This is a genomic window from Glutamicibacter protophormiae, assembly GCF_014647495.1.
Taxonomy (GTDB): domain Bacteria; phylum Actinomycetota; class Actinomycetes; order Actinomycetales; family Micrococcaceae; genus Glutamicibacter; species Glutamicibacter protophormiae.
The window spans coordinates 232,024-258,246 of record NZ_BMPH01000003.1; the positions used below are offsets into that span (position 1 = coordinate 232,024).

25 protein-coding genes and 1 riboswitch are annotated in these 26,223 nt (G+C 64.1%); of the genes, 19 read left to right on the forward strand and 6 right to left on the reverse strand.

All coding sequences use genetic code 11. The features are described from left to right. Positions 1 to 130: 130 nt before the first annotated feature. Positions 131 to 970, forward strand: coding sequence for an IclR family transcriptional regulator (locus IEY43_RS05400; protein WP_188947584.1), 840 nt, complete (start codon positions 131 to 133; stop codon positions 968 to 970). Between the two features lie 154 nt (positions 971 to 1,124). Here the strand turns inward: IEY43_RS05400 and IEY43_RS05405 are convergent, their stop codons facing one another. After that, positions 1,125 to 2,558: a purine-cytosine permease family protein gene (locus IEY43_RS05405; protein ID WP_188947585.1), complete on the reverse strand. Its 1,434-nt coding sequence runs from the start codon at positions 2,556 to 2,558 to the stop codon at positions 1,125 to 1,127. Between the two features lie 207 nt (positions 2,559 to 2,765). Between IEY43_RS05405 and IEY43_RS05410 the strand changes: the two genes are divergently transcribed. The 10 genes from IEY43_RS05410 (at position 2,766) to IEY43_RS05455 (ending at position 13,593) form a co-directional block, all read left to right on the forward strand. Then, positions 2,766 to 3,965, forward strand: coding sequence for an acyl-CoA dehydrogenase family protein (locus IEY43_RS05410; protein ID WP_188947586.1), 1,200 nt, complete (start codon positions 2,766 to 2,768; stop codon positions 3,963 to 3,965). Between the two features lie 159 nt (positions 3,966 to 4,124). Then, positions 4,125 to 5,804, forward strand: a complete 1,680-nt coding sequence (gene hutU / locus IEY43_RS05415) for a urocanate hydratase (protein ID WP_188947587.1) — start codon at positions 4,125 to 4,127, stop codon at positions 5,802 to 5,804. Positions 5,805 to 5,963: 159 nt separating this feature from the next. Beyond that, positions 5,964 to 7,235 (forward strand): allantoate amidohydrolase, encoded by a 1,272-nt coding sequence (locus IEY43_RS05420; RefSeq protein ID WP_188947588.1) that lies wholly within the window; start codon positions 5,964 to 5,966, stop codon positions 7,233 to 7,235. Next, on the forward strand, positions 7,232 to 8,461 hold the full coding sequence (locus IEY43_RS05425) for a formimidoylglutamate deiminase (RefSeq protein WP_188947589.1): 1,230 nt from the start codon (positions 7,232 to 7,234) through the stop codon (positions 8,459 to 8,461). Before IEY43_RS05420 ends, IEY43_RS05425 begins: the two co-directional genes overlap by 4 nt. Next, positions 8,458 to 9,657 carry an imidazolonepropionase gene (gene hutI, locus IEY43_RS05430; protein ID WP_188947590.1) on the forward strand — a complete coding sequence of 400 codons (1,200 nt, stop codon included), beginning with the start codon at positions 8,458 to 8,460 and terminating at the stop codon, positions 9,655 to 9,657. Before IEY43_RS05425 ends, hutI begins: the two co-directional genes overlap by 4 nt. A gap of 45 nt (positions 9,658 to 9,702) precedes the next feature. After that, positions 9,703 to 10,200 (forward strand): thiol peroxidase, encoded by a 498-nt coding sequence (tpx, locus tag IEY43_RS05435; protein ID WP_161447673.1) that lies wholly within the window; start codon positions 9,703 to 9,705, stop codon positions 10,198 to 10,200. Between the two features lie 275 nt (positions 10,201 to 10,475). Continuing rightward, positions 10,476 to 10,898, forward strand: a complete 423-nt coding sequence (locus tag IEY43_RS05440) for a hypothetical protein (protein ID WP_188947591.1) — start codon at positions 10,476 to 10,478, stop codon at positions 10,896 to 10,898. 5 nt (positions 10,899 to 10,903) lie between these two features. Further along, a complete protein-coding gene (locus tag IEY43_RS05445) occupies positions 10,904 to 11,842 on the forward strand; it encodes an ROK family protein (protein ID WP_188947592.1) in 939 nt (312 codons plus the stop codon). Positions 11,843 to 12,092: 250 nt separating this feature from the next. Further along, positions 12,093 to 12,800 carry a copper homeostasis protein CutC gene (locus tag IEY43_RS05450; RefSeq protein WP_188947593.1) on the forward strand — a complete coding sequence of 236 codons (708 nt, stop codon included), beginning with the start codon at positions 12,093 to 12,095 and terminating at the stop codon, positions 12,798 to 12,800. Positions 12,801 to 12,813: 13 nt separating this feature from the next. Beyond that, positions 12,814 to 13,593 carry a DeoR/GlpR family DNA-binding transcription regulator gene (locus IEY43_RS05455; protein ID WP_188947594.1) on the forward strand — a complete coding sequence of 260 codons (780 nt, stop codon included), beginning with the start codon at positions 12,814 to 12,816 and terminating at the stop codon, positions 13,591 to 13,593. 41 nt (positions 13,594 to 13,634) lie between these two features. On the opposite strand, the gene IEY43_RS05460 is transcribed toward IEY43_RS05455, so the two are convergent. Beyond that, a complete protein-coding gene (locus tag IEY43_RS05460; protein WP_188947595.1) occupies positions 13,635 to 14,489 on the reverse strand; it encodes a phosphotransferase family protein in 855 nt (284 codons plus the stop codon). Between the two features lie 91 nt (positions 14,490 to 14,580). Between IEY43_RS05460 and IEY43_RS05465 the strand changes: the two genes are divergently transcribed. From IEY43_RS05465 to IEY43_RS05475, 3 genes are all read left to right on the forward strand, one after another. Continuing rightward, on the forward strand, positions 14,581 to 15,363 hold the full coding sequence (locus tag IEY43_RS05465) for a CPBP family intramembrane glutamic endopeptidase (protein ID WP_188947596.1): 783 nt from the start codon (positions 14,581 to 14,583) through the stop codon (positions 15,361 to 15,363). 20 nt (positions 15,364 to 15,383) lie between these two features. Then, positions 15,384 to 15,797, forward strand: a complete 414-nt coding sequence (locus IEY43_RS05470) for a GNAT family acetyltransferase (RefSeq protein WP_188947597.1) — start codon at positions 15,384 to 15,386, stop codon at positions 15,795 to 15,797. A 124-nt stretch (positions 15,798 to 15,921) separates the two neighbouring features. Then, positions 15,922 to 17,250 (forward strand): hypothetical protein, encoded by a 1,329-nt coding sequence (locus tag IEY43_RS05475; protein WP_188947598.1) that lies wholly within the window; start codon positions 15,922 to 15,924, stop codon positions 17,248 to 17,250. A 63-nt stretch (positions 17,251 to 17,313) separates the two neighbouring features. On the opposite strand, the gene IEY43_RS05480 is transcribed toward IEY43_RS05475, so the two are convergent. Continuing rightward, positions 17,314 to 17,958 carry a VOC family protein gene (locus tag IEY43_RS05480; protein WP_188947599.1) on the reverse strand — a complete coding sequence of 215 codons (645 nt, stop codon included), beginning with the start codon at positions 17,956 to 17,958 and terminating at the stop codon, positions 17,314 to 17,316. A 173-nt stretch (positions 17,959 to 18,131) separates the two neighbouring features. Next, positions 18,132 to 18,250: riboswitch (SAM riboswitch) on the forward strand. A gap of 89 nt (positions 18,251 to 18,339) precedes the next feature. Between IEY43_RS05480 and IEY43_RS05485 the strand changes: the two genes are divergently transcribed. Together IEY43_RS05485 and metX are read left to right on the forward strand one after the other, a co-directional pair. Beyond that, positions 18,340 to 19,683 carry a bifunctional o-acetylhomoserine/o-acetylserine sulfhydrylase gene (locus IEY43_RS05485; protein WP_188947600.1) on the forward strand — a complete coding sequence of 448 codons (1,344 nt, stop codon included), beginning with the start codon at positions 18,340 to 18,342 and terminating at the stop codon, positions 19,681 to 19,683. A gap of 2 nt (positions 19,684 to 19,685) precedes the next feature. Beyond that, a complete protein-coding gene (gene metX / locus IEY43_RS05490) occupies positions 19,686 to 20,834 on the forward strand; it encodes a homoserine O-acetyltransferase MetX (RefSeq protein WP_188947601.1) in 1,149 nt (382 codons plus the stop codon). A gap of 73 nt (positions 20,835 to 20,907) precedes the next feature. Here metX and IEY43_RS05495 read toward each other — a convergent pair whose 3' ends face one another. Both IEY43_RS05495 and IEY43_RS05500 read right to left on the reverse strand, forming a co-directional pair. Continuing rightward, entirely contained in the window at positions 20,908 to 21,759 is an 852-nt protein-coding gene (locus IEY43_RS05495) for an SGNH/GDSL hydrolase family protein (protein ID WP_188947742.1), read from the reverse strand. Between the two features lie 55 nt (positions 21,760 to 21,814). Then, a complete protein-coding gene (locus tag IEY43_RS05500) occupies positions 21,815 to 22,195 on the reverse strand; it encodes an SHOCT domain-containing protein (protein ID WP_188947602.1) in 381 nt (126 codons plus the stop codon). A 182-nt stretch (positions 22,196 to 22,377) separates the two neighbouring features. Between IEY43_RS05500 and IEY43_RS05505 the strand changes: the two genes are divergently transcribed. Further along, positions 22,378 to 23,031, forward strand: coding sequence for an alpha/beta hydrolase (locus tag IEY43_RS05505; RefSeq protein ID WP_188947603.1), 654 nt, complete (start codon positions 22,378 to 22,380; stop codon positions 23,029 to 23,031). A 787-nt stretch (positions 23,032 to 23,818) separates the two neighbouring features. After that, positions 23,819 to 24,244, forward strand: coding sequence for a hypothetical protein (locus IEY43_RS05510; protein ID WP_188947604.1), 426 nt, complete (start codon positions 23,819 to 23,821; stop codon positions 24,242 to 24,244). 179 nt (positions 24,245 to 24,423) lie between these two features. On the opposite strand, the gene IEY43_RS05515 is transcribed toward IEY43_RS05510, so the two are convergent. Next, the gene (locus IEY43_RS05515; RefSeq protein WP_188947605.1) at positions 24,424 to 24,654 is read right to left on the reverse strand and encodes an RNA-binding S4 domain-containing protein; all 231 of its coding nucleotides are present in this window, start codon (positions 24,652 to 24,654) and stop codon (positions 24,424 to 24,426) included. A 181-nt stretch (positions 24,655 to 24,835) separates the two neighbouring features. Here IEY43_RS05515 and IEY43_RS05520 point away from each other — a divergent pair, with 181 nt between their 5' ends. Then, positions 24,836 to 26,221, forward strand: a complete 1,386-nt coding sequence (locus tag IEY43_RS05520) for a glycine--tRNA ligase (RefSeq protein WP_188947606.1) — start codon at positions 24,836 to 24,838, stop codon at positions 26,219 to 26,221. Positions 26,222 to 26,223 lie beyond the last annotated feature (2 nt).

Genomic DNA, 26,223 nt, shown 5'->3' on the forward strand with positions numbered 1-26,223 from the left:
CTTTTTCTGTGGCTTGAAGCACGCCAGCTGTTAGTTGTTGTTTCCATCACAGCATTGAATGACCGTCCGAACCCAATCGACCCTGATTAAGTCGTCTGGGATTACAGACTTCTTGGCTTACTATTGTCGGATGGGAGTGAATAATGCGCCGCAGGTTCCCGCGGCTAAGAATGTGCTGTCGGTGCTAAGGTATATTGCCGCGCAGGCCGGGCCGGTGGGCGCCGGCGCCATTGTGCGGGATGTCGGTCTGCCTCGCTCCACGACTTACCACCTGTTGGCAGCCCTGATTGAAGATGGCTTCGTTACGCACCTGCCAGAGGAGCGCAAGTATGCGCTGGGTGTGACGGCCCATGAGCTCGGTTCCGGATATTCGCGTCAGGCGCCGCTGCAACGTATTGCACGATATCCAATGACTCAGTTAGTGGAGCGCACCAAACGCACGGCGCATCTGGCTATCATGCATGGACGCGACGTCATCTACGTCATCGAGGAACGTGCCAAGCGGCAGGCCGACCTAGTGACCAATCCCGGTGTGAGGCTGCCCGCCCACCTCACGGCCAGCGGACGGGCAATGCTTGCGACTTTTTCCGCTGAACAACTTGCAGCCTTGTATCCTGGCCCGGAAGCCTTCCCTACGAGGTATGAAACCGGGGTACATACCCCTGAAGCGCTCAACGAACTTCTAGTCCAGATTCGCGCGGTTGGGTATTCGTGGGAGCAGGACGAGGTGACCGAGGGATTTTCATCCATTGCCGTCCCTGTCATGGACCACGCCGGGCATGCGGTGGCCAGCGTGACACTCACTATTGCTAACAGAGAAAATCTGAATAAAGCTGCAGCATCGCGGAATGCCACTGTGGGGGTTCTTCCCGAGCGCACCATACACTTGGAGGATTTGGTCTCCGAGTGGCTACCGCAAGTCACTAGGACCGCGGCCGAAATCTCACGCAGGTTGCGTCCAAGCGGGTGATGCCACGAGAAGCCGGCTTAAGCGGAGGGGGAAACGAAAAAGACTTCCGGAGGGTGCCGCGACTTCTTCGGTAAAGAAGTTGCCGCACCCTCCGGAAGTTCCACTTGCAGTGTTCAGGTCTTGGACGCCGGTGGCTAGGCGCGGTGCGAAGTGCCTAGTCCGCTACGCCTGGTGGGAAAACCATTTCTTTGGGAGGGTGCTGGAACTTGCGGGCCACGGGGTAGTACACCGCAGCAGTCACGACCAGACCGACAATCCATGAAATATCGGCGCCCCCCAAAAGCGCTGTCATCGGCCCGGTGTACATCGTCTGGGCGAGAAATGGGATCTGGACCAGCACGCCAACAACGTAGGTGATCAGGGCCGGGACATTCCACTTTCCGTAGCGTCCCTTTGGATCATAGAGCGCGGGAATGTCGACCTTCTCCTTGGAAATCAGATAGTAATCAACCAGGTTGATTGAGCTCCACGGAATGAAGACCATCAGCAGCATCAGCACGAAGTTCTTGAAGTTGGAAATGAATTCTTCGGTCGCCAGGATCGCAATCAGGATTGAAATGGTGATGAATCCGATGACGTAGGCGAAACGAACCCACGGGGCAAAGCGCAGCTGGCGGGTAAACGCGCTGACAGAGGTCAGGATCGTCATGTATCCGCCGTAGGCGTTGAGAGTATTGACCGTTAGCTTGCCGACGACGATCACTACGTACATCAATACGGCAATGGCTCCTCCGCCGGCAAGGTTGCCCACGAAGCCGATTTGCTGGTCGAGGAAATCCTGGCCGGGAGGCATCGCGATCGAAGCGAACAGTGCGCCAAGAATCATTGACCACTGCGCGCCGAGGACCGAGCCCGAGAAACAACCGAGGAAAGTTCGATGTGCCGGGGTGTCGGCAGGGAGGTAACGGGAGTAGTCGGCCACGTACGGTCCGTAAGTCAGCTGCCATCCGGCGCTCAGTGAAATGGAGAGCAGGAAGGTCGGGATGGCGAAGCCTTCGGGGCTCAGGATCGCGCCGATGTCGTTCGCCATGAATAGCCGAATACCCAAATAGGTGAAGCCGATGATCCCCACGGTCGTAGAAATGCGCCCCAGAGCGTGAATGTACTTGTAGCCGAGCGTTGCGACCAGAACGGTCAGTGCTCCGAAGACGACAAGACCGACAATCGGGTTTCCGGTGGGAATGATCTGGTCGACGGCCTGGCCGGCGAGCACAGCACCGGTTGCCGCGAAGCCCAGGTACATCACGATGACGAGCACCAGTGGAAGCACCGCTCCATAGACGCCGAACTGTGCGCGGCTGGAAATCATCTGAGGCAGACCCAACTTAGGCCCCTGCGCGGCATGCAGAGCCATCACTGCACCGCCTAGAACATTGCCAATGAGCAGTCCGATGATTCCCCAGAACGCGTTGGCACCGAAGATCACCGAAAGGGACCCGGTGACGATGGCAGTAATTTGCATATTGGCACCAAACCACAGGGTGAACTGACCAAACGGCTTTCCGTGGCGTTCGCTTGCAGGCACAAAATCGATGCTGCGGCGCTCCACCGCCGGCCCGGTTGTGTTGACTGTTTCGATCCTTGACATGTGTCGTTCTCCAAATTTTTGGGAAGCCACATTCGGTTGTGGCTCATCAAGCATGCTTTGAAAAGTTGGCAAGATTATGAAGTGTGACACGAATCTCGTCTGGGATTACAGACAAACGAAGCTTTTCTGTGATCCAGGCCATTGATGGTCTGAAAGTAAGGCTATGTTCGATGGAGAACGGCCCGACACTTCTTCTGGAGGATCACAATGACAACCAACGCTTCAGCGCCAACTGCTGCCACCGAATTGCCATATGCGGACGGAGACTTCTTCGGCTTCGAGTCCCTCTTGCCAGCCCACGAGCTTGATCGGCTGAACGCCATCCGCGACTGGGTGGAGGCAGAGGTTCGCCCAATCGCGCAGGACCACTGGAATCGCAGCGAATTCCCGGTCCACCTGATTCCGAAGATCGCCGAGCTGGACATGATCAGCCCGGTGCGCCGTCAGGGCTACTCCCACCTTCTGGCCGGCATGATCACCGCCGCCATCCACCGCGTCGATGCGTCCTTCGGAACGTTTTTCAGCGGCCATGACGGACTCTTCACTGGATCGATTGAGCTGCTGGCGTCCGAAGAACAGAAGGCCGCCTGGTTGCCTGACATCTACGCGCTGAAGAAGACCGGCGTCTTCGCGATTACCGAACCGCTGGCCGGCTCAGATGTTGCCGGTGGCACACGGACGACCGCCGTACGAGACGGGGACAACTGGATCTTGAATGGCGAGAAGCGCTGGATCGGCAACTCGACCTTCTCCGACTATGTGCTCGTCTGGGCCAAGGATGTTGCTGACGACCAGGTCAAGGGGTTCCTCGTGGAGACCAAGACCCCGGGATTTAGCGCAACCCTGATGGAAAACCGCATCGCGCTTCGTGCGGTGCAGAACGCGGATATCGTGCTGGACAATGTAGTGGTACCGGATTTCTTCAAGCTCGCGAATGCCAACAGCTTCCGCGACACCAACAAGGTTCTGAAGTCCACTCGTGCCACGGTGGGCTGGCAGGCTGTCGGCCTGCAGATGGCAGCATTCGACGTAGCACGCAAGCATGCGGTGGAGCGACTGCAGTTCGGCAAGCCGATCGCCTCCTTCCAGCTCATCCAGGAACAGCTGGTCACCATCCTGTCCAACGCACAGGCTTCGATGGGCATGATGGTCCGCCTGGCCCAGATGGAAGACGAAGGCACCAGCCGCAACGAGCACTCGGCGCTGGCCAAGGCGTTCGTCACCAAGTGTATGCGCGAGAGCGTGGCGCTGGGTCGCAGCATCCTGGGTGGCAACGGCCTGCAGGTCGACTACGAAATTGGCAAGATCTTCTGCGATGCCGAGGCCATCTACACCTATGAGGGCACTTACGAAATCAACACCCTGGTCGCCGGCCGCGCGATCACTGGGGTGGCGGCGTTCGTCTAGCCGGTCGGCGCTTCGGCGCATCATCGAATCGTCTGGGATGCCAGACGGGTAGATGTGCCGGAGCGCACATTTCCGGGACCGTGGATGGTTCGATTAATACCAAGAACCCTACCTCGGGAATCCACTCCAGACTTCAAGCACACCAACGAAGGAATTATCATGAGCTTCACCCAGCACGACCCCTCACGGGTCATCCGCGCACCTCGCGGCACCACCCTCACCGCCAAGTCCTGGGCCACCGAAGCCCCGCTGCGCATGCTGATGAACAACCTCGACCCGGAGGTCGCCGAGCGTCCCGAAGACCTGGTGGTCTACGGCGGCACCGGCCGCGCCGCCCGCTCCTGGGAAGCCTACGACGCCATCATCAAGACCCTGACCGATCTGGAAGAGGACGAGACCCTGCTGGTCCAGTCCGGCAAGCCGGTCGGCGTGTTCAAGACCAACAAGTGGGCGCCGCGCGTGCTGATCGCCAACTCGAATCTGGTGGGCGACTGGGCCACCTGGCCCGAGTTCCGCAAGCTCGAGGCCGAGGGCCTGATGATGTACGGCCAGATGACCGCCGGTTCCTGGATCTACATCGGCACCCAGGGCATCCTGCAGGGCACCTACGAGACCTTCGCCGCCATCGGTGTCAAGCGATTCAACGGGACCCTGGCCGGCACCTTGACCCTGACCGGCGGCTGCGGCGGCATGGGCGGCGCCCAGCCGCTGGCCGTCACCCTCAACGGCGGCGCCTGCCTGATCGTTGACGTCTCCGAGGACCGCCTGCGCCGCCGCATGGGCAAGCGCTACCTGGACGACGTGGAGCTGGACCTGGACGCAGCCGTTGCCAAGGTCACCGCAGCCAAGAACGAAGGCCGCGCACTGTCCGTGGGCTACGTCGGCAACGCCGCCGAGGTCTTCCCTGAACTGCTGCGCCGCCAGAAGGCCGGCGAGATCTCCATCGACATCGTCACCGACCAGACCTCGGCCCACGACCCGCTGTCCTACCTTCCGGTGGAATACACCGTGGAGCAGTGGGATGCCGAGGCGAAGGCCGACGAAATCGGCTTCACCAAGAAGGCCCAGGCCGCCATGGCCGCCCACGTCGAAGCCATGGTCGGCTTCCAGGACATCGGCGCCGAGGTCTTCGACTACGGCAACTCGATCCGCGACGAGGCACGCAAGGGCGGCTACATGCGGGCCTTCGAATTCCCGGGCTTCGTTCCGGCCTACATCCGCCCGCTGTTCTGCGAGGGCCTTGGCCCGTTCCGCTGGGTGGCTCTGTCCGGCGATCCGGAGGACATCCGCGTCACCGACGAGGCGCTCAAGGAGCTCTTCCCGGAAAACGAGCACCTGCGCCGCTGGCTCGATGCGGCCGCCGAGCACGTTGAATTCGAGGGTCTTCCGGCCCGCATCTGCTGGCTGGGCTACGGCGAGCGCCACAAGGCCGGCCTGCTGTTCAACAAGCTGGTCGCCGAGGGCAAGGTCTCCGCACCGATCGTGATCGGCCGCGACCACCTGGATTCCGGTTCGGTGGCCTCCCCGTACCGCGAAACCGAAGCCATGAAGGACGGCTCGGACGCGATTGCCGACTGGCCGCTGCTCAACGCCATGACCGCGGTGTCCTCCGGTGCCAGCTGGGTTTCGCTGCACCACGGCGGCGGAGTCGGCATTGGCCGCTCCATCCACGCCGGCCAGGTCTCGGTGGCCGATGGCACCGAGCTGGCAGCGGCCAAGCTCGAAGCGCTGCTGACGAACGACCCGGGCATGGGTGTCATCCGCCACGTGGATGCCGGCTATGAGCGCGCGGTAGATGTTGCCAACGAGCGCGGCGTGCGCATTCCGATGGCAGAGTAGTTGAACTTGTCGTGGTGGCTGCACTCACTGGGTTTAAGGTGTGTGCAACCGCCCCGCACACCCTTTGCGCTGGAGACCTTCCTGCGCAATGAATGACAGTTCGGTTGCCGGCGCCGATAGTCAGGTTGCCGCTGCATCAAGAAAAGGACATTCCACAACGTGAGCACAGTAAATTCCCTGCTAGCCGCGATCAGCGGCGAGGGCCGCGACGCCAAGCGCGGCGGCTACTCGCGCCCGGTCTACTCGGACGCCGAGATTACGCTGCGCGAGTGGTTCATTGCCGAAGCCTCCGTGCGTGGGCTGGAGGTGTCCACGGATGCCAACGGCATCATCTGGGCTTGGTGGGATCTTCCGGGGTCCGCCGGGGACGACGCCTCGCGCAAGGGTTCGCTGGTCACCGGCTCCCACCTGGACTCCGTGCCCGGCGGCGGCGCCTTCGACGGCCCGCTGGGCGTGGCCAGCGCGCTGGCCGCCTATGACGTGCTGGCCGCCCGGGAAGCCTCCGGCGAGCTGGTGCGAAACCGTGCCCTGGCGCTGGCCGTCTTCCCGGAGGAGGAAGGCTCGCGCTTCGGGGTGGCCTGCCTGGGTTCCCGGCTGCTCAGCGGCGCCATCGACCCGGTGAAGGCGCTGAACCTGCGCGACGCGGAGGGCAACACCTTCGCTGACATCGCCGCCGCCAACGGGCTGGACCCGGCGCGCATGGGCCGCGACGAGAAGGCCCTGGCCCGGATCGGCGACTTCATCGAGCTGCATGTGGAGCAGGGCCGCGGGCTGAACACCGAACAATACACCGACGCCGCCGGCCGCGGGCCGGCCGTCGCGGTGGGCAGCTCCATCCTTGGCCACGGCCGCTGGCGGCTGAGCTTCAGCGGCCAGGGCAACCACGCCGGCACCACCTTGATGATCGACCGCGCCGATCCGATGGTGGCCGCCGCCCAGCTGGTGCTCAAGGTCCGCGAGATCGCCACGGCGCAGCCCGACGCCCGCGCCACCGTGGGCCGGCTGGAGCCGGTGCCCGGCGGCACCAACGTGATCGCCTCCCGCGTGGACATCTGGCTGGACGTGCGCCACCCGGACGACGCGGTCACCGCCCTGCTGGTGGAGAAGATCCACGGCCAGGCGCAGAAGATCGCCGCCTTCGAGGGCTGCTCCGTGGTGCTGACCGAGGAATCGCTCTCCGGCACCGTGCACTTCGACGCCGCGCTGAGCGCCTCGCTGGAACGCTCCGTGCACCGACTGGTTCCCGACGCCCCGGCGCTGCCCACCGGCGCCGGCCACGACGCCGGCGTGCTGGCCGCCTACCTGCCCACCGGCATGCTGTACGTGCGCAACCCTTCGGGCATCAGCCACTCGCCGGAAGAATACGTGGAAGACGCCGATGCCGAGGCCGGCGTGCTGGCCTTGGCCGACGCCCTGGAGGACCTGCTGTGAGCGGAAAAACCACTACCGTTCCGGCGCCGGTCAACGCGCACTCGCACGCCTTCCACCGGATCCTGCGCGGCCGCACCCACCAGGGGGACAACGGCGGAGCCGGGAACTTCTGGACCTGGCGCGAACAGATGTACGCCGCCGCCGCCGGGCTCACCCCGGCCGGCTACGAGCAGCTGGCCACCGCGGTCTTCGCGGAAATGGTCGTCAACGGCTACAGCGCGGTGGGGGAGTTCCACTACCTGCACCACGACGCCACCGGTGCACCCTACGCCGGGACAGATGAGCACGGCATGGAGATCGCGCTGGGCCGCGCGGCGAAGGCCGCGGGCATCCGCCTGGTCCTGCTGGACACCTGCTACCTGCAGGGCGGGCTGGACGCGCTGGGCAACGCCATCGAGCTGAACGAAACCCAGCGGCGCTTCACCGACGGGGACGCCGCCGGCTGGCTGGCCCGCCACGCGCGGCTGCGCGAGGCCCTGGCCGAGCTGGACGCAGGGGAAGGGCTGCTGAGCCTGGGAGCCGCCATCCACTCGGTGCGCGCGGTGCCGCCAGCCCAGCTGGAAGCCATCGCCGCCGGGCTGGACCCTGCCTTGCCGCTGCATGTGCACCTGTCCGAGCAACCGGCCGAGAACGCGTCCTGCCAGGCGGCCTTCGGGCTGAGCCCGACCGGGCTGCTTGAACGCCACGGCCTGCTGGCCCCGCGGCTCTCGGCCGTGCACGCCACCCACCTGAGTGATGCGGACATCGCCGCGCTGGGCGCCGCCGGCGCGGGCATCGTCATGTGCCCCACCACCGAGGCGGACCTGGGCGACGGGATCGGCCCGGCCCGCGAACTGGCGGACGCCGGCGCCGTGATTTCACTGGGCAGCGACCAGCACGCGGTGCTGGACCCCTACCTGGAGCAGCGCGCCCTTGAACACGGCGAGCGGCTGCGCAGCGGGCAACGCGGGCGCTTCTCCCCGGCGGAGATCTCCGCCGCCGCCCGCGAGGGCGGTCTGCGCTCGCTGGGCCTGGCGGAGAACGAGGACCACCTCGTGGTGCGCACCGACACCATGCGCACCTCCGGGTCGCGCACCGCCCAGCTGCCGCTGAGCGCCACCGCCGCAGATATCGTGCAGGTCCACGTCAATGGCAAGCTGGTAGCCAGCAATGGCCTGCACACCACGCTGGGAGACCCGGCGGATTTGTACGCAGCATTCTTCACCGAGTACCCGGAGTTTTCATGAGCACCACACTGATCACCAACATCTCCGAGGCCTTCCTCTCGGACGCGGCGCACACCCTGATCGAGAACGCCGCCATCCTCATCGACGGCGAGGACATCGCATGGGTCGGCGAAGCGGAGCACGCCCCGGAAGCCGATTCCGTGATCGACGCCGGGCAGCGCGCCGCGCTGCCGGGCTGGGTGGACTCCCACAGCCACCTGGTCTTCGCCGGGGACCGCAGCCGCGAATTCGTGGCCCGCATGGCGGGGCAGGACTATGCCGCCGGCGGCATCGCGGTGACCACCAAGGCCACCCGGGCCGCCTCCGACTACGACCTGACCCGGCTCGTGATGGGACGGGCCGCGGAAGCGCTGGCCGGCGGCACCACCTATCTGGAAACCAAAACCGGCTACGGGCTGAACGTGGAGGAAGAAGCCCGCCACGCACGCATCGCCTCCACCGTGGTCGACCAGGTCACGTTCCTCGGAGCCCACCTGGTCCCCGCGGACATGGACGCCCAGGAGTACATGGACCTGGTGTGCGGCGAGATGCTCGAACGCGTGCTTCCCTTCGTGCAGTTCGCCGACGTGTTCTGCGAGCGCGGCGCCTTCGACGAGGCGCAGTCGCGCCAGGTGCTTGCCGCGGCGAAGGACGCCGGGCTCGGGCTGCGCGTGCACGGCAACCAGCTGGGTCCGGGCCCCGGCACCCAGCTGGCCGTGGAATTCGGCGCGGCCAGCGTGGACCACGTGAACTTCCTGGACGCAGACGACGTCGCGGCGCTCGCCGGATCCTGGGCGGACTGGGATGCCCGGGCCCGTACCGGCACCGCGGGGACCGTGGCCACCTGCCTGCCCGCCTGCGACCTGTCCACCCGCATGCCCTTCGCCCCGGGCCGCGAGCTGATCGATGCCGGGGCGCAGATTGCCCTGGCCTCGAACTGCAACCCGGGCACCTCCTACACCTCGTCGATGGCCTTCTGCGTGAGCACCGCGGTGCTGCAGATGCACCTGAGCATCGAGGAAGCGATCGTCGCCGCCACCTACGGCGGCGCGCTGGCGCTGGGTGTGCAGGATCGTGTGGGAAGCCTGGAAGTGGGCAAGAGGGCGGACATCCAGCTGCTGAACGCCCCGTCCGTGGCGCATCTGGCCTACCGCCCCGGCATGAACCTCTCCGGTCCGGTCTTCCGGGCCGGGCAGCTTGCGGCGGGGCAAATTTAGCGAGTCCGGTAGTGGGGCCGGGCACCTTCGTGGTAAACAAGGAGTATGGCTAATACTGCATTCAAAGGTACCCCTGTCCAGACCATTGGCGACCTGCCAGCCGTAGGCTCGCAGGCACCTGCCTTCACCCTGACCGACACCGGCCTGGCCGACGTCACCAGCGAATCGCTGGCCGGACGCCGCGTCGTGTTGAACATCTTCCCGTCCGTTGACACCGGTGTGTGCGCAGCCAGCGTCCGCCGCTTCAACGAACTGGCCGCCGGCCTGGAGAACACCACCGTGGTGTGCGTCTCCGCTGACCTGCCATTCGCCATGGGCCGCTTCTGCGGCGCCGAGGGCATTGAGAACGTCGTGTCCGGCTCCGTGTTCCGCTCGGACTTCGGTTCCGATTACGGCGTCACCCAGATCGACGGCCCGCTGGCCGGTCTGCTGGCACGCTCCGTTGTCGTGCTGGACGAGTCGGGCAAGGTCATCTACACGCAGGTGGTCCCTGAGATCACCACCGAACCAGATTACGATGCAGCTATCGCAGTCCTGAACTAGCAATCAACCGGCGGCCGCCAGCCGATGAGGTGGTTCTCCAATGGCGTCTTTGCCGACCTGTGGTCGACGAAGACGCCATTTTTTGTGCGCGCCCGAATCTGCTGTCCAAGATTCCCCAAGGACTTTGCCCCGGGGGATTCTCAAGATGCACTTCTATCCCCATATTCTTTGTAGATTGCTTATGATTGTTATGATCGAAAAGAAATCATAAAACATCAGATACTTTTCACTGAGTGGTCAAACGGTTTCACTGTGAATGATGAGGGAGAATATCGATGAGCGAGCGGTCCCTTCTGGGTGCGCACATGGAACAGGAGCTGGTTTCCCAGCCAGAGATGTGGCGCCGCGCCATCGCCCAGCAGCAGCCCGAAGACCTGCTTCCGGCCAAAGGCGCCAAGGTCGCAGTGGTCGGATTCGGTGCCTCCTGCTTCATAGCCGATGCCTACCCGGCCATGGGCCACCGCCACGACCCGATCTCCAACGCAGCGCCGAACCGAGTAACGTGGATACTTGGCACCCAGCCCGAAGGCCTGGACACCGATGTGACTCGCACCGGCGCGATCTACGCGAACGAGGACCGCCGCCTGCTGGCCGACCTCGCATCTATCCACCGGGTGACCCTGGACCGGGCTCGCGCGTGCAATCTCGATCCGGATAGCCCACGCAACCTGACCCGTTTGGTCATCCTGGAAGGCTAAAGGCCATGAGTGAACATTTCCTGCTCTTCGACGTCGGAGGCACTGACATCAAGGCGGGGCTGGCCAACACCAATGGCGATATCCTCCAGGTGCTGCGCGAACCAACCCGCAAAACAGCACCTGAGGAATCCGCCGCCGAGCTGGTCACCCAGCTCGGCGAAATCTCGCGCCGCCTGACGGCCGAATCCGGCACCACCCCGGTCTCCGCCGGCCTGGCTGTCTGCGGCCTGGTCGACCCTGAAAACGGCATCGGCATCTTCTCCGCCAACTTGGGCTGGCGCGACGCGCCGCTACAGGCCATGGCCCGCGAAACACTCGGCGTCCCGGTGGGCTTCGGGCACGACGTCGCCATGGCCGCTCGCGCCGAGCTCGAACTGGGCAGCGGCGCCAAGGACGCGGCGCTGCGCCGCAATGCCGTGGTCATGGTCATCGGCACCGGGATTGCCAACGCGCTGATGGTCGACGGGCGGCTGATCAGCGCCGGGGGATACGCCGGGGAATTGGGCCATGCCCAGGTGCCCGGCGGGCTGCCGTGTGCCTGCGGCGCCACCGGCTGCCTGGAAACCCTGGGATCCGCCGGGGCCATCGCCAAACGCTATCTGGCGGCCACCGGCAAGCGCGGCGGAGCCCGTGAAGTGTTCGCCGCCCGGGCAGCAGGAGACCAGGTCGCCGCGGGCATCATCCACGATGCCATTGAGGCGTTGACCTTCACCATGGCCCAGCTGTGCTCCTCGGTGGCTCCCGAGGGCATCGTGCTGGGCGGCGGACTGGCCCAGGCCGGCCCGTCGTTCTTCGCCGAGCTGCGCGAATCCCTGCACCGCAGGCTGTCCTTCCACCGCGAACCGCGGCTGATCCCCGCGCACCTGGGTGCCGACGCCGGCCTGCAGGGCGCGATGATCCTGGCTGGGGATGCCGCCGGGCGCTCGGCGCGCATCGCCCTGTGATCCTGGCGCTGAGGCCGACCCCGGCGACCGACAAAACCTGCGTGGTCCCCGGGGCGGACCTGCTGGAACGAATTCGCTGCCGAGAACCAAACCGCTGAGCGTGGCACTGGCCAAATTCATCGGCCAGTACGCGACCGTCTGGCCAGAAGTCTTCGACGTTGCCATCGTGGCTATCGTGCCGCTCATCATCCTTTTCGCGCTGAATGAATAAGCGCCTGAGTGGCGGCCTGGCCGCCGGAACGGTCAACTAATGTCGCAAAATACAGCTCTGGAAATCGTCGCCACCAGCGGAGCCTGCGCCCGGAGGGCTTTCGCCGCCGGCGCAGACCGCATCGAGGCCTGCGAAGCACTTGAACTGGGCGGCATCAGCCCGGGGCCTGAAGTCTTGGAAGATATCTTGGAGCACCGACCAGCGCTAGGCGTGCACGCACTGCTGCGCAACCGGCCCGGGGACTTCCACTACGGCGAGGCGGATCTGCAGGTCATGGAACGCCAAGCAAGGCGGCTGGCTCGCACCGGCGTGGACGGTCTGGTGCTCGGCGCGGTGGATGCCAGCGGGACGGTGGATCTCAAGGCGGTCGCACGGATGGCGGCGGCTGGACTGGAGGTGAACCCGGAGCTGGAAATCACCATGCACCGGGCCATCGATGCCAGCACGGACCCGGTGGCATCTGTGACACAGCTTTTGGACCTTGGCATCCACCGAGTGTTGACTAGGGGAGGGCAAGACTGCGCCGGTGAAGGCCTGGAAGTCATAGAGCGGATGGTGCAGGCCGCCGGCGGCCGGATCCAGATCATGGCCGGAGGTTGCATGAAGGCCCGGGACATCGGCCCAGCGCTCCGCGCCGGAGCCGCGGCTGTGCACTTCTCCGCCAAGACACAGCATGCCGGCACCATCAGGGTCTCGGAGCAACATGTGGAGCAGCTGCGCAACATGCTGAACGCGCTGACCGATTAAGGAGGCAGGATCCATGAAACGCGAGGAGCGACTTAACCATATCCTCGACCTGCTGGCCAGCCGCGGCCAGATCGATGTCGATGAGATTGTGCAGCAGCTGAGCACCAGCCCGGCGACTGCCCGGCGGGACCTGGATTCCCTGGCTGCGGCCTCGCTGCTGACGCGCACCCACGGCGGGGCGGTCTCCAACTCCGTGGCCTACGACCTGCCCTCGCGCTACCAGCGCGAGGAACACGACGAAGAAAAAGTGCAGGTGGCCAAGGCTGCCGCGGCGCTGGTGGAAAAAGACATGGTCATCGGACTGTCCGGCGGCACCACCACCAAGGCCATCGCCACCGAACTGGGGCTGCGCCAGGAATTGGTCGGAGAACCGGGCAGGGTTACCCTCACAGTGGTCACTAACGCGGTGAATATCGCCTCGCTGTTGGCAGTGCGCCCGCATATCCGGGTCATGGTCACCGGCGGGGTGCTCAACGACCGCTCCTACGAGCTGGTCGGGCCTATGGCACAGGCTTCGCTGGCGAAGATCACTCTGGATCTGTCTTTTGTCGGGGCCAACGGACTGGATGCGCAGACCGGCCCGATGGTAGGAGACGAGATGGAAGCGGCGGTCAACGAGCAGCTGATCCGCCAGTCAGAGCGCAGCTTCGTGGTGGTGGACTCCTCCAAGATCGGACAGCGCTCGTTTGTCATTCTGGACAGGGAACACCTCACCGGGATCATCACCGATACCAAGGTCACCGATGCGCAGCGGGCGGCATTGGCTACAGGCGGCATGCCGGTGTACAGCTAGGCAGACCCCTGTCCGGAAACGGCGGGCGGCCGTCCGAAGTGCTACCGGTTGCGGGCGCCGGCCGCGGCGGCCGCGCGCAGGATGCGCGGGCCGATCTTGCGCATGAGCTTGTCCAGCCGGGGCTTGTCGCTGCGCGAGAGGGCATCCGAAAGCCGTTCCAAGCCCATCAGGCCCAGCCAGATCCTGGCCCGGCGGGCCTGCTCGGTGTCCGGGGCGATCTGTTCGACCAGGTCCTGCCCGTGCCACAGCGCCAGGTAGGCGGTGTTCAGCGCCGGGTCCCAGGCGCAGGCCAAATCCCAGTCCAGGATCCCGACCAGCTTCCCGTCCGCCCAGTGCATGTTCTGGCCCGCCAGATCGCCGTGCACCAGCGAGGGCGGCACCTGATCCAGGTGGGCGATCTGCGCAAACACGGACTCGGCCGCGGTGCGCAGCTGCCCGGACAGGTAGCCCAGGCAGCGGCTCCGCGAGCCGTCGTTCCATCGGCCGCGGAACGCGAACGGCTCGGCCAGGTCCGCGGCCAGCGGTTGGAGGTCCACGGCCGCGAGGTCCTGCACGATCCGGCGCAGCACCACAGGATCCCCGCGATGCGGTGCGTGGGCGGTGCCGGGGATGAAGCGCAGGGCCACCGCGTTGCGTCCTTCGAATTCGAGCATCGCGCTGCAGGCGGTGGGCACCCGGTATGGCAGCTGCCCTGCCACGAGGTTGTGCAACCGGATGCTGCGCGGCATCTGGGCGCTGGAGGCTTCGGTACGAGCCATGCGGATGACGGCTTGGTCGTTGGCCAGCAGCACGGTGTGGAACTGCCCGGCCTCATTGACCACCCCGCCCTCCCAGGACAGCTGGGGGCACAGGGCCCGGCCCAGGTTGATCTCGGCTTCGGTGGCGGGACGGGACACGGCAACTCGCTTCGCGGATCAGGGAAAACAGCCTCTTCAGGCTACCGCATGGCGTCCCGATCGCTGGGTGTCCGCACAGCTTGCGCGGTCTATGATCAAAGACGTGAATGCACAGACCAGCACCCAAACCGAGGACCGGCGCACGCTGAAGATCGAGATCGCGCTGGTGATGGCCCTGTGCCTGGGACAGAGCGCGGTGTACTCGATCATCAGCTTCGCCGACAAGGTCACCAAGGCGCCGCTGTCCGAGCAGACGACCTCGATGAACAACCCGCTGAGCACCCGCGAGTACTTCGACCTGGCCTACCAGCTGCTGGACATCGTTTTCGCCCTGGTTCCCGTGCTGCTGGCGCTTTATCTCATGAAGCGCAGCACCGGCACCACCGTGTCGATGATCGGCTTCGACCTGCGCAAACCCGGGCGGGATACGCTGCTGGGCGCCGGCCTGTTCCTGGCCATGGGGCTGGGAACCCTCGGCGTCTACGCCGCGGGAAGGGCGCTGGGCATCACTACGGCGCTGTCCACCGCGAATCTCGGGGACTACTGGTGGAGCATCCCGGTGCTCATGCTCTCGGCCGCGCGGCATGCGGTGCTGGAGGAGGTCATCATGCTCGGCTTCCTGTTCACCTACGCCAGCAAGCTCAAGCTGGGCCTGTGGACCACGATCATCGCCTCGGCGCTGATCCGCGGCAGCTACCACCTCTACCAGGGCGTCGGCCCGATGATCGGCAATGTCGTCATGGGTGTGGTGTTCGGCTGGGTCTACCACCGTTACGGCCGGGTGATGCCCCTGGTCGTCGCCCACTTCCTGCTCGACGCCATCGGCTTCGTCGGCTACCTGCTGCTCGGCCCGGCAATTGGCATCGGCGCCTAGCCTGGACGTAGCCTTCTGACATGGAAATCATCGAACTCTCCGAGACGTGGGTGGACCAGGCCGTCGAGCTATGGGAACGCACCGGGCTGACCCGTCCTTGGAACGACCCGCAGGCCGATACCCGCAAGGCCCTCGCCGGTACGGATTCCACGATCTTGGGCCTGGTCCATGGACAGCGGCTCATTGCCACCGCCATGGCCGGCGATGACGGGCATCGCGGCTGGCTGTACTATGTCGCCGTCGACCCGGGCTCGCAGGGCCAGGGATGCGGGCAGCGCATCGTGGAGGCGGCGGCGCAGTGGCTGCGCACCCGGGGCACCGTCAAGGTGCAGCTGATGGTTCGCACCGGCAATGATGCGGTGACGCAGTTCTACGAGAAGCTCGGCTACGAACGCCAGGAGGTCTCGGTGCTGGGCAAGCGGCTGGTTCCCTGACCGGCGGGACATTTGAAGCGCACGTTCAGAAAAAGCGGATAAAGTAACTCCGGTACAAATATCCGCCACTGTGAAGAAACCCTTCCTGATGAAAGAGCATCCGGCAGGGACTTGAAGGGACGACATGCCGTTCGCCGAACTCTGGAGCAAATCGCGCGCCTGCCTGGCACTGATGGCGATGCTGATTCTGACCGAGCTCTTGGCGCTGCTGGTCCCGGTGGAGATCGAAAATACCAGCAGGGAAGGCCTGAGCGTCGTTTCCTCCTTCGGCGTGCTCTTCTGCGGCGCGGTGTTGGGCACCTACGCTGCGTGGGTGGGAAGCCGCTTCGGCGTGCAGGCCCTGCGCCGCGTCCGCGGACCGCGCCGCATCGCGGCGACCGCCCTGAAGCTGTTGGCGCCACCGCTCGTTGTCGGTGCCAGCGCCTACCTGCTGGGCTACGCAACGGCCATGTACCGGATGGGCGAGATGTTCTTTCCCGATCCCGGCCTCTTCCTGCTCTCGATGCTCATGATGCTGGGTTTGTGCCTGGGTGGCCTGGGGCTGGGATTGCTGTTCAGGCCGGGGCCGGCCATCACCTTGAGCATCGTGCTGTTCTCCGGGCTGCAGCTCTTTTCGTTGCTGGCGCCGGGCCCGGTGCTCTCCAACATGGCCGGACTTTCTGGATGCTGCAGCCTGGATTACGGGCCGAACCCCGGGGTGATCCAGGCCGTGGCCCTGTGCTACCTGGGCTGGACGGCGCTCGGTCTCTTCGCGATCTGTCTCAGGGTGCGGGCAATGGGCAAAACGCTGCGCCGGCTCCTGGCGGTGGCCGGTGCGGCGTCGCTGGCCGTGCTGTGGGGCGGCGGGGCCTTGGCCGCCCAGGAGGCGGGATCCGAGCAGGAGCTGAGCCGTACCTCGCAGTTGCTGTGCGAGCGGCCGGGCGACGGGCACCAATACTGTTTTTGGCCCGGCCAGGCCGCGCATTGGGGCGACTGGGGCTCGAATATCGTCTCGGGCATTGCCCGCATGGAAGAAGCCAGCGGGATCCGGCAGCCCGAGGCCATTACCAGCAGCAAGGCCCACGCCCTGGCGACCGGAGGACTGCGCCTGGATTTCGAGGACCGTTATTCGCCCGAGTCGGTCATGTGGGAGCTGGCAATGGCAATGGCGGTCAGCCCCACGGAAGAATGCCTGGGCGGTTTGGCGGAAGATCATGTTTTGCCCGACATCGCGGCGGTCGATTCCGAAGCCCAGCAGCAGATGTGGGCGCAGTACGACCTGCTGTACCAATGGTGGGCCGGTAAAGCCGATCGCGACTACCTGGATGACGCGGAAAACCATGAGCTCGCCGAGCTGCGGGACCTGGACGAGCGGGCCCAGGCCGCCTGGGTGCGGAAGGCGGCTGCCGGTATCGAAGACTGCCAGCTGGTGCCGCTGCCAGGTTCGCAGGACGGCCGCGGACTTTCGGGTTAAAGAACCAAAGGTAGGTGGGGACGCCGTTGTCCCCGCCTACCTTTGGTGTGGTGCCCGGTAATCCTAGAGGACCACCGTGCCCTTGCCGGTCTTGAACGTCACCGACAGGATGCCAGGAGTTCCGTTGGGTGCCTGGTACTTGGTGGTCACCGGCCCGAGATTGACGTTCTCCGGCTGTCCCAGCCATTCAAGCACGCGCTCGCGGGAGCCGGCGATGCTGATCTCGCTGATTTCACCGGTCGGATCCAGCGCGCGCGAGGGATGCAGTTCCTCGGTGCCGTCGTCCCAGCGCAGCAGGTAGGGTACCTGCGGGTCCGCGATCAGCCCCTTGATGCCGATCTGCTGCCAGGTCAGTTCGCGGCCGTCGGGGAACTTGCGGTTCCCGGGAACGGCCTTGCGTTCCAGGCGTTCTTCTGCGCCGCTCAGGTCGTCCAATGAGACGCACCAACCCATCCAGCCGCCGCCCAGCTCGGAGCGGGCGCGAACGGCCTGACCGAAGGGAGCCTTGAGGCTGGCCGGATGATTCAGTACCTCGACGACCTCAAGGTACTGGTTGTGCTTCAGCGGGAAAATGACATTGCGAGTTCCAAACCGTGGATGCACGCCTCCCTTGACGAATTCCAGGCCCAGGGACTCTGCAATTCTCTCAGCAGTTGGCATCAGCCCGTCTGGGCCGCATGCGTACGTAACGTGATCTAGCCTCATCATGTGCCAATCATGACAACAATGTGATCCCAGTCTCTACTTAGGCGATCCTAAGACGCGCGTGTCCTTCGAATTCTGTGCGGCAACCGGGCGGATCGCCGTGAATATGACTGATTGAGACTCCGTCCGCGCTGGCGAGTTGTCAAAATATTCGATTCTCAGGCACACTGGAAGCAGGTCATGAGTCCCAGTAACAAGCCCCGGCTTACTGGGCGGCAACCCTCCAACCGCGGTGGGGTGCCCCGGGTGAAGACCTGGCCCTTGAGCTATTCGGCGTCGAGGACAAGCGCGGGTTACCCCTCTGGCAACACCTCCTAGAGGTACTGCCCGGCGGTGTGTGTTCAGTGGTGTACCCCCATAGTTACGGAACTTTTGGAGGCTGCCATGAGCAACAACTGGTCGTTTGAAACCCGTCAGATCCACGCAGGCCAGACCCCTGACCCGGTCACCGGCGCACGCACCCTGCCGATCTACCAAACCACGTCCTTCGTTTTCCCGTCCGCGGAGAGCGCCGCCGCGCGCTTCGCGCTGCAGGAGCTGGAGCCGATCTACACCCGCATCGGCAACCCGACCACAGAAGCCGTGGAAAACCGCATCGCCGACCTCGAAGGCGGCGTGGGCGCGCTGCTGCTGTCCTCGGGGCAGGCCGCAACCACCTTCGCCATCCTGAACATCGCCGAGGCCGGCGACCACATCGTGGCCAGCCCCAGCCTTTACGGCGGCACCCAGAACCTGCTCAAGCACACCCTGAAAAAGCTGGGAGTGCAGGTCACCTTCGTCTCCGACCCGGACAACCTGCAGGAATGGCGCGAAGCCGTCCAGCCGAACACCAAGGCGTTCTTCGGCGAGACCATTTCCAACCCGCGCCAGGACGTGCTGGACATCGAGGGCATCTCCGCGATCGCCCACGAGGCCGGCGTCCCGCTGCTGGTGGACAGCACCCTGGCCACCCCGTACCTGATCCGCCCCATCGAATGGGGCGCGGACATCGTGATCCACTCGGCCACCAAGTTCCTCGGCGGCCACGGCAACGCCATCGCCGGGGTGATCGTGGATTCGGGCAACTTCGACTTCGCCAAGAACCCGGAGCGCTTCCCGAGCTTCAACACCCCGGACGAGTCCTACAACGGCCTGGTCTACGCCCGCGACCTGGGTGTCAACGGCATCCTCGGCGCCAACTTGGCCTACATCCTCAAGGCCCGCGTGCAGCTGCTGCGCGACCTGGGTTCGGCTCCGGCCCCGTTCAACGCATTCCTGATTGCCCAGGGACTGGAAACCCTGTCCCTGCGCATCGAACGCCACGTGGAAAACGCGGCCAAGGTGGCCAACTGGCTCGAAGCCCGCGCCGATGTCGAGGCAGTGGCCTATGCCGGCCTGGAATCCTCGCCGTGGTTCGAGCGCGGCCGCAAGTACAGCCCCAAGGGCGCCGGCTCCGTGCTGGCCTTCGACCTGCCCGGAGGAGTGGAAGCCGGCAAGGCGTTTGTCGATGCACTGCAGCTGCACTCGCACGTGGCGAACCTAGGCGACGTCCGCTCGCTGGTCATCCACCCAGCTTCCACCACCCACGCGCAGCTCTCCGACGCGGAGCGCCTGGCCGCCGGGGTCCGCCCGGGCCTGGTGCGGCTGAGCGTCGGACTGGAACACATCGACGACATCCTGGCCGACCTTGAGCTGGGCTTCCAGGCCGTTGCAGCCCTTGATGGCAAGGAACTGCAGGAAACACGCTAGGCATGGCATCCATTGTGACTACCGAAGACGCCCTTGACGCCGAAGAGCTCACCGACGGGACGCACGGCATTTTGCGCCGTGCCTCGGTGGGGGAGTATTCCTTTGAATTCGGCGGCTACCTGCCGCAGGTGACCCTGGCCTATGAAACCTGGGGCACGCTGAACGCGCAGCGCAGCAACGCCGTGCTGGTCATGCACGCCCTGACCGGGGACGCCCACGTCTCCCGTGGCGATTCGCAGACCGACGGCTGGTGGGAGGACTTCGTAGGCCCCGGCCTGACGGTGGACACCAACCGCTTCTACGTGGTGTCGATCAACATGGTCGGCGGTTGCAATGGGTCCACCGGTCCCTCCTCCCTGGATGAGCAGGGTGTGCCGTGGGGTTCGCGGTTCCCGTTCGTCACCATCAAGGATTCGGTGCGCCTGGAGCAGCGCCTGGCCGGGCAGCTGGGTGTTGAACGCTGGCACACCGTGCTCGGCGGATCCATGGGCGGGGCCCGAGCGCTCGAGTACGCAGTGGAATTCCCGGACCAGGTCGCAAACCTGTTGGTCATGGCCTCCACCGGCCAAGCTAGCGCCGAACAGATAGCGTTCGCGCAGGTGCAGACTCAATCCATCCGGCTTGATCCGCATTTTGCCGGGGGAGACTACTACCAGAACCAGACGCGCCCGGACGAAGGCCTGGGGCTGGCCCGCCGGTTGGCCCACCTGACCTACCGGTCCGAGGCGGAGCTGGAGCACCGCTTCGGCCGCAAGGCGCAGGACGGCGAGGTCCCCGATGCTCCCTTCGAAGGGCGCCGTGGACGCTACCAGGTGGAGAGCTACCTGGACCACCAGGCCAGCAAGCTGGTCAACCGCTTCGACGCGAACAGCTACCTGGTCCTCACCGAGGCCTTGATGAGCCACGACGTGGCCCGCGGGCATGAATCCTTCGAACACGCGCTGGCGCGGCTGGAACAGGTCAACGTGCTGGTGGCGGCAGTGAAGTCCGACCGCCTGTACTACCCGGAGCAGTCGGTGAAGCTCGCTGCTTCCCTGGCCACGCCCAAGCCGGTGCACTACATCGATTCGCCGATCGGCCACGACGGATTCCTGACAGACGCCGCCCAGCTGGACGGGGTGCTGCGCACACTGGTTTTCGACGAGGACTAATCGAGAGCGACATGGCATGGAACGAAGGCCGCACCACCAGTTATCGGTGATGCGGCCTTCGGCATGTTCGGGGCTAGGGAGCGCTGTCGCCGGCTCCCAGCGAGTCGTTCGGCGTGCTCTCGGCAAAAGGCGTCGGGGTGGGGCGCTTGGCCGTGATGCCGTCGCCTGAGGACTGGTGGCGCAGCCGGCGCAGTACCCACGGGGCCAGATGCTCGCGGGCCCAGTGCAGGTCCTCGATCCGCGCTTCCTTCCAGCTGCGGGTGTCCTGAACCGCGTCGATGCGGGTATCGCGCGTGTGCGGGACGTTCAAGGCATCCAGCGCCATCGCCGCGATGCGCTGGTGGCCCAGCGGCGAGAAGTGCAGGCGGTCGGCGGACCACATGACCGGCTGGTGCAGTTCGCGCAGCGCCCACATGTCGGCCACGATCGCGTCGTAGCGGGCGGCGACGGTGCGGACGTTTTCGTTGTAGATCGCCACGCGGCCGCGGATGCTTCCGAGCACTGGGGTGTCGCGGATATCCGGGCCGGTAAAGAGCAGGATGGTGGCTCCGGTGGAATTCAGCCGGGAAATGGTGGAGTCGAGCTGGTCGGCAATCTTGTCCGGATCCCCGCCCGGGCGCAGCACGTCGTTGCCTCCGGCGCAGATGGAAATCAGGTCCGGTTTCAAGTCGATGGTCGGTTGGACCTGCTCCTCGATGATCTGGGCAATCAACCGGCCGCGGATCGCGAGGTTGGCGTAGGCGAAGTCCGGCACACCCCGGCTGAGCTCCTGGGCCAAGCGGTCGGCCCAGCCGCGGAAAGACTGCGGGGACAGGGGATCGGGGTCGCCCACGCCCTCAGTGAATGAATCCCCGACCGCTACGTAGCGGCGCCAGGGGTGCACCGTGGAATTCTCGGAATCAGGGGTTTCGAAACTCGGGGAAATAGCCACAAGCTACATTGTTACTCGTTAGTAACGTTGTGTCAACGATTCGAGAAAACTATCCGAGCAGGACCTTGCTGCGGGCCTCGGCGTATTCCTCGGCGCTGATCAACTGCTTGGAACGCAGGTCGTCCAGTTCACGCAGCCGGTCCTCCTTCGACTGGGCCGGGGCGAGCAACGCTGACTTCGAAGCCTTGGCCGCGATGTCGGTCTGCACGGTGAAGATGTCGACCCCGGCGTTCTTGGCCGCTCGGTAGTTGCGCACCCAGACCACGATGATGAATACGACCACTAGCGTGAAAACGACAATGAAGAGTATGGACAAGATGCTGACGCCGGTAAACACGGTTTCCATGGTGTCCATGGGATTGGAATCGAGCAGTGACGAGGGGGTGTCGACCTCTTCGATGAACTCCACTGGGGCATCGTCAAAATTCATTGCAGGTACGGCCTTAAGTTGGCGGACATGGGCTTGAAGAAACTGATGGCACTAGTCAACCACGAGTTCCGGGACAGCGAAACAAGTAAATCCAAACGTTACAGATTCGCAATAACGTCGACCGGCGCCTCGGTGTCGATTGATATGCCACGGACCCCGACTGTCGATAGGCTTGAACCACTATGAATAATCCTGAAGCATCAACGGTTGCCCTGATTTCCCGCAACGACGAAACCCGCCTCGACACACCGCTGCTGGTGTTCCTGCACGGCTACGGCTCGAATGAAGAAGACCTCATGGGCTTGTCCCGCTACCTGCCGGAGGAGTTCACCTACCTTTCGGTGCGCGCTCCGCTGCAAGCAGGGCCCGGCTTCAGCTGGTTCCCATTGACCCAGGAAATTGACTACTCGATCGATGCAGTGGCGCAGAGCGTGAAGGACCTCTGGGTCTTCTTGGAGCCGATTGCCGCTCAGCACTCGTCGCTCACACTGCTCGGCTTCTCGCAGGGTATGGCCATGGCCACCTCGCTGGCCCGCTACCAGCGCGATGCAGTGTCTGCAGTAGTCGGCCTGTCCGGTTTCGCGGTCGAGGCTCCGGAGCTTGACCTCTTTGACGACGCGAAGCTCAAGGCTAACCCGCTGCCGCTCTTCTGGGGCAGAGACCTGGCCGACCCGGTCATCACCCGCGACAAGATTGAATTCACTCTCGGCTGGGTTCCAGCCCACACCGAGCTGACCAGCGAAACCTACCCGCAGATTGCCCACTCGGTGAGCATGGAAGAAATCCAGGATGTCGATTCTTTCCTCAAACGCGAGGTATTAAAGCTCAAGGGTTAGGCCTGCTTCGCAGGGCCTGGGCAATCGACTGGGCCCTGCTCAGGGTGTTGGATAATCGCAAGCAAGACTGCTCTCAATGGTGACGTGGCCCCCCGATCCCACGACCTTTGACCGGTGCAAGCCTGAAGTGAAACCGCTGTCTATCGCCGTTTGCGAGTCCACCGACGAAGTCGGCCGCAGAGCAGGGTAAAGGCCTGGATCTAGCTGGCTTACCGCTTATGGGGCCGAGGGTTATTCGATGATGCGAAACCGTTGACAACGGTGTGTCGGATAAGACCGGTGTATGGAAAACTTTCATCATTCCCCAGCCATGTCCTGATTGCAGCTGCCATGGCTGGACACAGGGAACTCTGCTCGGACGCTCCGAACCCGCGGGTCGGTGATGGAACCTCCGGTGTCGCATTGGAGCTGAATGAACGCATAGACTCTACTTCGGCCTCATGGACTTCCCGGATGTCGCAGATGGCGTGACCGGCGGGTAGATCGTTGCGCACCATCTGTGGGGAATTGCCGACGGTATGCCGGGGAATGATATTGACGTTTTGAATAAGCCGCACTGCGCATGCACGCCTTGGGAATGAGTCCGACCCTAATCGGACTTCCGTGGTGGCAAGGAAACTTCGATACCCCGGCAACGTCTCTTGCTTGGTTCTTCAACAGGTGTTTCCATGTCTTCGACATGCGCGACGGTGTGACAAGGCCTGAATTACTTGGAACGAAGTCAACCGAGTCGAATTTAAGTGCCGGCCAAACGATGCATTGAGTCGATCGTTTGTAGGCTTGTCTTATGAAACCTCTGGTTGGCAAACTCACGAAGATGCTGGCCGTCATTCTGGCAGCAGTAGTCATCATCGTCATTTCGGTATCCACGCTCATATCAAATGCGATGGAAGACTTGATCGCGGCCGTTGAGGATTCATCGCACCACGACCCGGCTACGATGTACAAGGACGACGAACGTAAACTTGCCAATAAAATAGCGAAGCTTCCTGCCGTCGAAACATCGGATTCAGGCAAATCGGACGCCAATACGACAAGAATTCAGATCGTCTTATCTACGCCATATCCAAGCAGCGGCGACCTTATGGCGATTTCCTCCGCCTGCACTTCGCATGCAACACTGTGGGGTCCTTTCGAGACAAGACCCGTCGTCTGCACAGTCGTTTCCGGTTCAGGTGAATCCGTGGACACATACAAGTGGCTCTTGGACTGACCTGCCTGCCATTGGGGAGTCTCGCTTCGCCACGGTGCCGGTAGGCCTCGTCGAGCATGAACCTTGGCAAAGGGGTTGTTGAAGCCGCTCCAAACTACAATGACTCAGCAAGATGGTTCACGCGGAACGGGGCACTATCGCTGGGCTAGCGCTCGCCGAGGAGGTATCGCTCCTCGGAACTAGGCGCGGCTGGAAATCTTGACGCATTCGCCGTTAACGCAGACCACGTCGTTCTGGTGGATCTGTGCCCCGCGGCGGGTTTCCACTTGCCCGTTCACTGTAACCGCGCCTTCGGAAATCAGCTCCTTGGCATGGATGCCGTCCTCGGCGAGGTTGGCCAGCTTCAGCAGCTGTCCCAGCCGGATGGACTCGTCGCGGATTTCCAGGTCAAAAGCTTCGTTTGCACTCATGGGCACCATTCTTCCCTATTGAAGACGCGTCAAGTCGCGCATCGGGGAAAAGAGCGGGGAAGTTCACCTGCCGATAACTTGGACCGACTTAGTTTCACAGGCCTTGAAACGATAGTCTTGGAAGGTATGTATTTTTCTACGGACCGCAACCAGCGGCCTCGTAATTTCCTATGGAGTTGATATGGCGCCACAGTCCAAGCTTGATCAGGTCATTTCCCTCGCAAAGCGTCGCGGGTTCGTCTTCCAGGCCGGTGAAATTTACGGCGGTTCCCGCTCCGCATGGGACTACGGGCCCCTGGGCACCGAACTGAAGGAAAACATCAAGCGCGAATGGTGGCAGTCCTTCGTGCGCGGCCGCGAGGACATGGTGGGTCTGGACTCGTCCATCGTCCTGCCCAAGGCCGTCTGGGAAGCGTCCGGCCACGTCGCGACCTTCACCGACCCGCTCGTCGAGTGCACCCAGTGCCACAAGCGCCACCGTCAGGACCACCTGCTTGAGGCCTTCGAGGCCAAGAAGGGCCGCGCCCCGCAGGACGGCATGAGCGAGATCGCCTGCCCTGACTGCGGCACCAAGGGCCAGTTCACCGAACCGCAGCAGTTCTCCGGCCTGATGAAGACCTTCCTCGGCCCGGTGGATACCGAAGCCGGACTGGCCTACATGCGCCCGGAAACCGCGCAGGGCATCTTCGTGAACTTCGCCAATGTGCTCACCGCCAGCCGCAAGAAGCCGCCGTTCGGCATCGGCCAGATCGGCAAGGCGTTCCGCAACGAGATCACCCCCGGCAACTTCATCTTCCGCACCCGCGAGTTCGAGCAGATGGAGATCGAGTACTTCACCGCTCCGGAAGACGCACCGAAGTTCTTCGACCAGTGGGTCAAGGACTGCTGGGACTGGTTCCTGGACCTTGGAATCAAGGAAGAGAACCTGCGCCAGTTCGACGTGCCTGATGGCGAGCGCGCGCACTACTCGGCCGGCACCATCGACTTCGAGTACCGCTTCGGCTTCCAGGGATCGGAGTGGGGCGAGCTCATGGGCGTCGCCAACCGCACCGACTACGACCTGTCCAGCCACGCCAAGGCCTCCGGAGCCGAGCTGAGCTACTTCAACCAGGCCACCGGCGAACGCTACACCCCGTACGTGATCGAGCCGTCCTTCGGCCTGACCCGCTCGATGATGGCATTCCTGGTCGACGCCTACACCGAGGACGAAGCCCCGAACACCAAGGGCGGCGTGGACAAGCGCACCGTGCTCAAGCTCGACCCGCGCCTGGCCCCGGTCAAGGCCGCCGTACTGCCGCTCTCGCGCAACGAGAACCTCTCGCCGAAGGCCAAGGATCTGGCCAACGAGCTACGCAAGCGCTGGAACATCGATTTCGATGACGCCGGGGCCATTGGCCGCCGCTACCGCCGCCAGGATGAGATCGGCACCCCGTTCTGCATCACCGTGGACTTCGACACCCTCGAGGACCAGGCCGTGACCATCCGCGAGCGCGACACCATGGCCCAGGAGCGCGTCGCCCTGGACCAGGTGGCGGCCTACCTCGCCGAGCGTCTGAACGGAGCCTAAGC

Bases quoted from the DNA above. Each gene is read 5' to 3' on its own strand.
- IEY43_RS05400 (WP_188947584.1), top strand. From the start codon at position 131: ATGGGAGTGAATAATGCGCCGCAGGTTCCCGCGGCTAAGAATGTGCTG.
- IEY43_RS05405 (WP_188947585.1), bottom strand. From the start codon at position 2,558: ATGTCAAGGATCGAAACAGTCAACACAACCGGGCCGGCGGTGGAGCGC.
- IEY43_RS05410 (WP_188947586.1), top strand. From the start codon at position 2,766: ATGACAACCAACGCTTCAGCGCCAACTGCTGCCACCGAATTGCCATAT.
- hutU (WP_188947587.1), top strand. From the start codon at position 4,125: ATGAGCTTCACCCAGCACGACCCCTCACGGGTCATCCGCGCACCTCGC.
- hutI (WP_188947590.1), top strand. From the start codon at position 8,458: ATGAGCACCACACTGATCACCAACATCTCCGAGGCCTTCCTCTCGGAC.
- tpx (WP_161447673.1), top strand. From the start codon at position 9,703: ATGGCTAATACTGCATTCAAAGGTACCCCTGTCCAGACCATTGGCGAC.
- IEY43_RS05440 (WP_188947591.1), top strand. From the start codon at position 10,476: ATGAGCGAGCGGTCCCTTCTGGGTGCGCACATGGAACAGGAGCTGGTT.
- IEY43_RS05445 (WP_188947592.1), top strand. From the start codon at position 10,904: ATGAGTGAACATTTCCTGCTCTTCGACGTCGGAGGCACTGACATCAAG.
- IEY43_RS05450 (WP_188947593.1), top strand. From the start codon at position 12,093: ATGTCGCAAAATACAGCTCTGGAAATCGTCGCCACCAGCGGAGCCTGC.
- IEY43_RS05455 (WP_188947594.1), top strand. From the start codon at position 12,814: ATGAAACGCGAGGAGCGACTTAACCATATCCTCGACCTGCTGGCCAGC.
- IEY43_RS05465 (WP_188947596.1), top strand. From the start codon at position 14,581: ATGATCAAAGACGTGAATGCACAGACCAGCACCCAAACCGAGGACCGG.
- IEY43_RS05470 (WP_188947597.1), top strand. From the start codon at position 15,384: ATGGAAATCATCGAACTCTCCGAGACGTGGGTGGACCAGGCCGTCGAG.
- IEY43_RS05475 (WP_188947598.1), top strand. From the start codon at position 15,922: ATGCCGTTCGCCGAACTCTGGAGCAAATCGCGCGCCTGCCTGGCACTG.
- IEY43_RS05480 (WP_188947599.1), bottom strand. From the start codon at position 17,958: ATGATGAGGCTAGATCACGTTACGTACGCATGCGGCCCAGACGGGCTG.
- IEY43_RS05485 (WP_188947600.1), top strand. From the start codon at position 18,340: ATGAGCAACAACTGGTCGTTTGAAACCCGTCAGATCCACGCAGGCCAG.
- metX (WP_188947601.1), top strand. From the start codon at position 19,686: ATGGCATCCATTGTGACTACCGAAGACGCCCTTGACGCCGAAGAGCTC.
- IEY43_RS05500 (WP_188947602.1), bottom strand. From the start codon at position 22,195: ATGAATTTTGACGATGCCCCAGTGGAGTTCATCGAAGAGGTCGACACC.
- IEY43_RS05505 (WP_188947603.1), top strand. From the start codon at position 22,378: ATGAATAATCCTGAAGCATCAACGGTTGCCCTGATTTCCCGCAACGAC.
- IEY43_RS05510 (WP_188947604.1), top strand. From the start codon at position 23,819: ATGAAACCTCTGGTTGGCAAACTCACGAAGATGCTGGCCGTCATTCTG.
- IEY43_RS05515 (WP_188947605.1), bottom strand. From the start codon at position 24,654: ATGAGTGCAAACGAAGCTTTTGACCTGGAAATCCGCGACGAGTCCATC.
- IEY43_RS05520 (WP_188947606.1), top strand. From the start codon at position 24,836: ATGGCGCCACAGTCCAAGCTTGATCAGGTCATTTCCCTCGCAAAGCGT.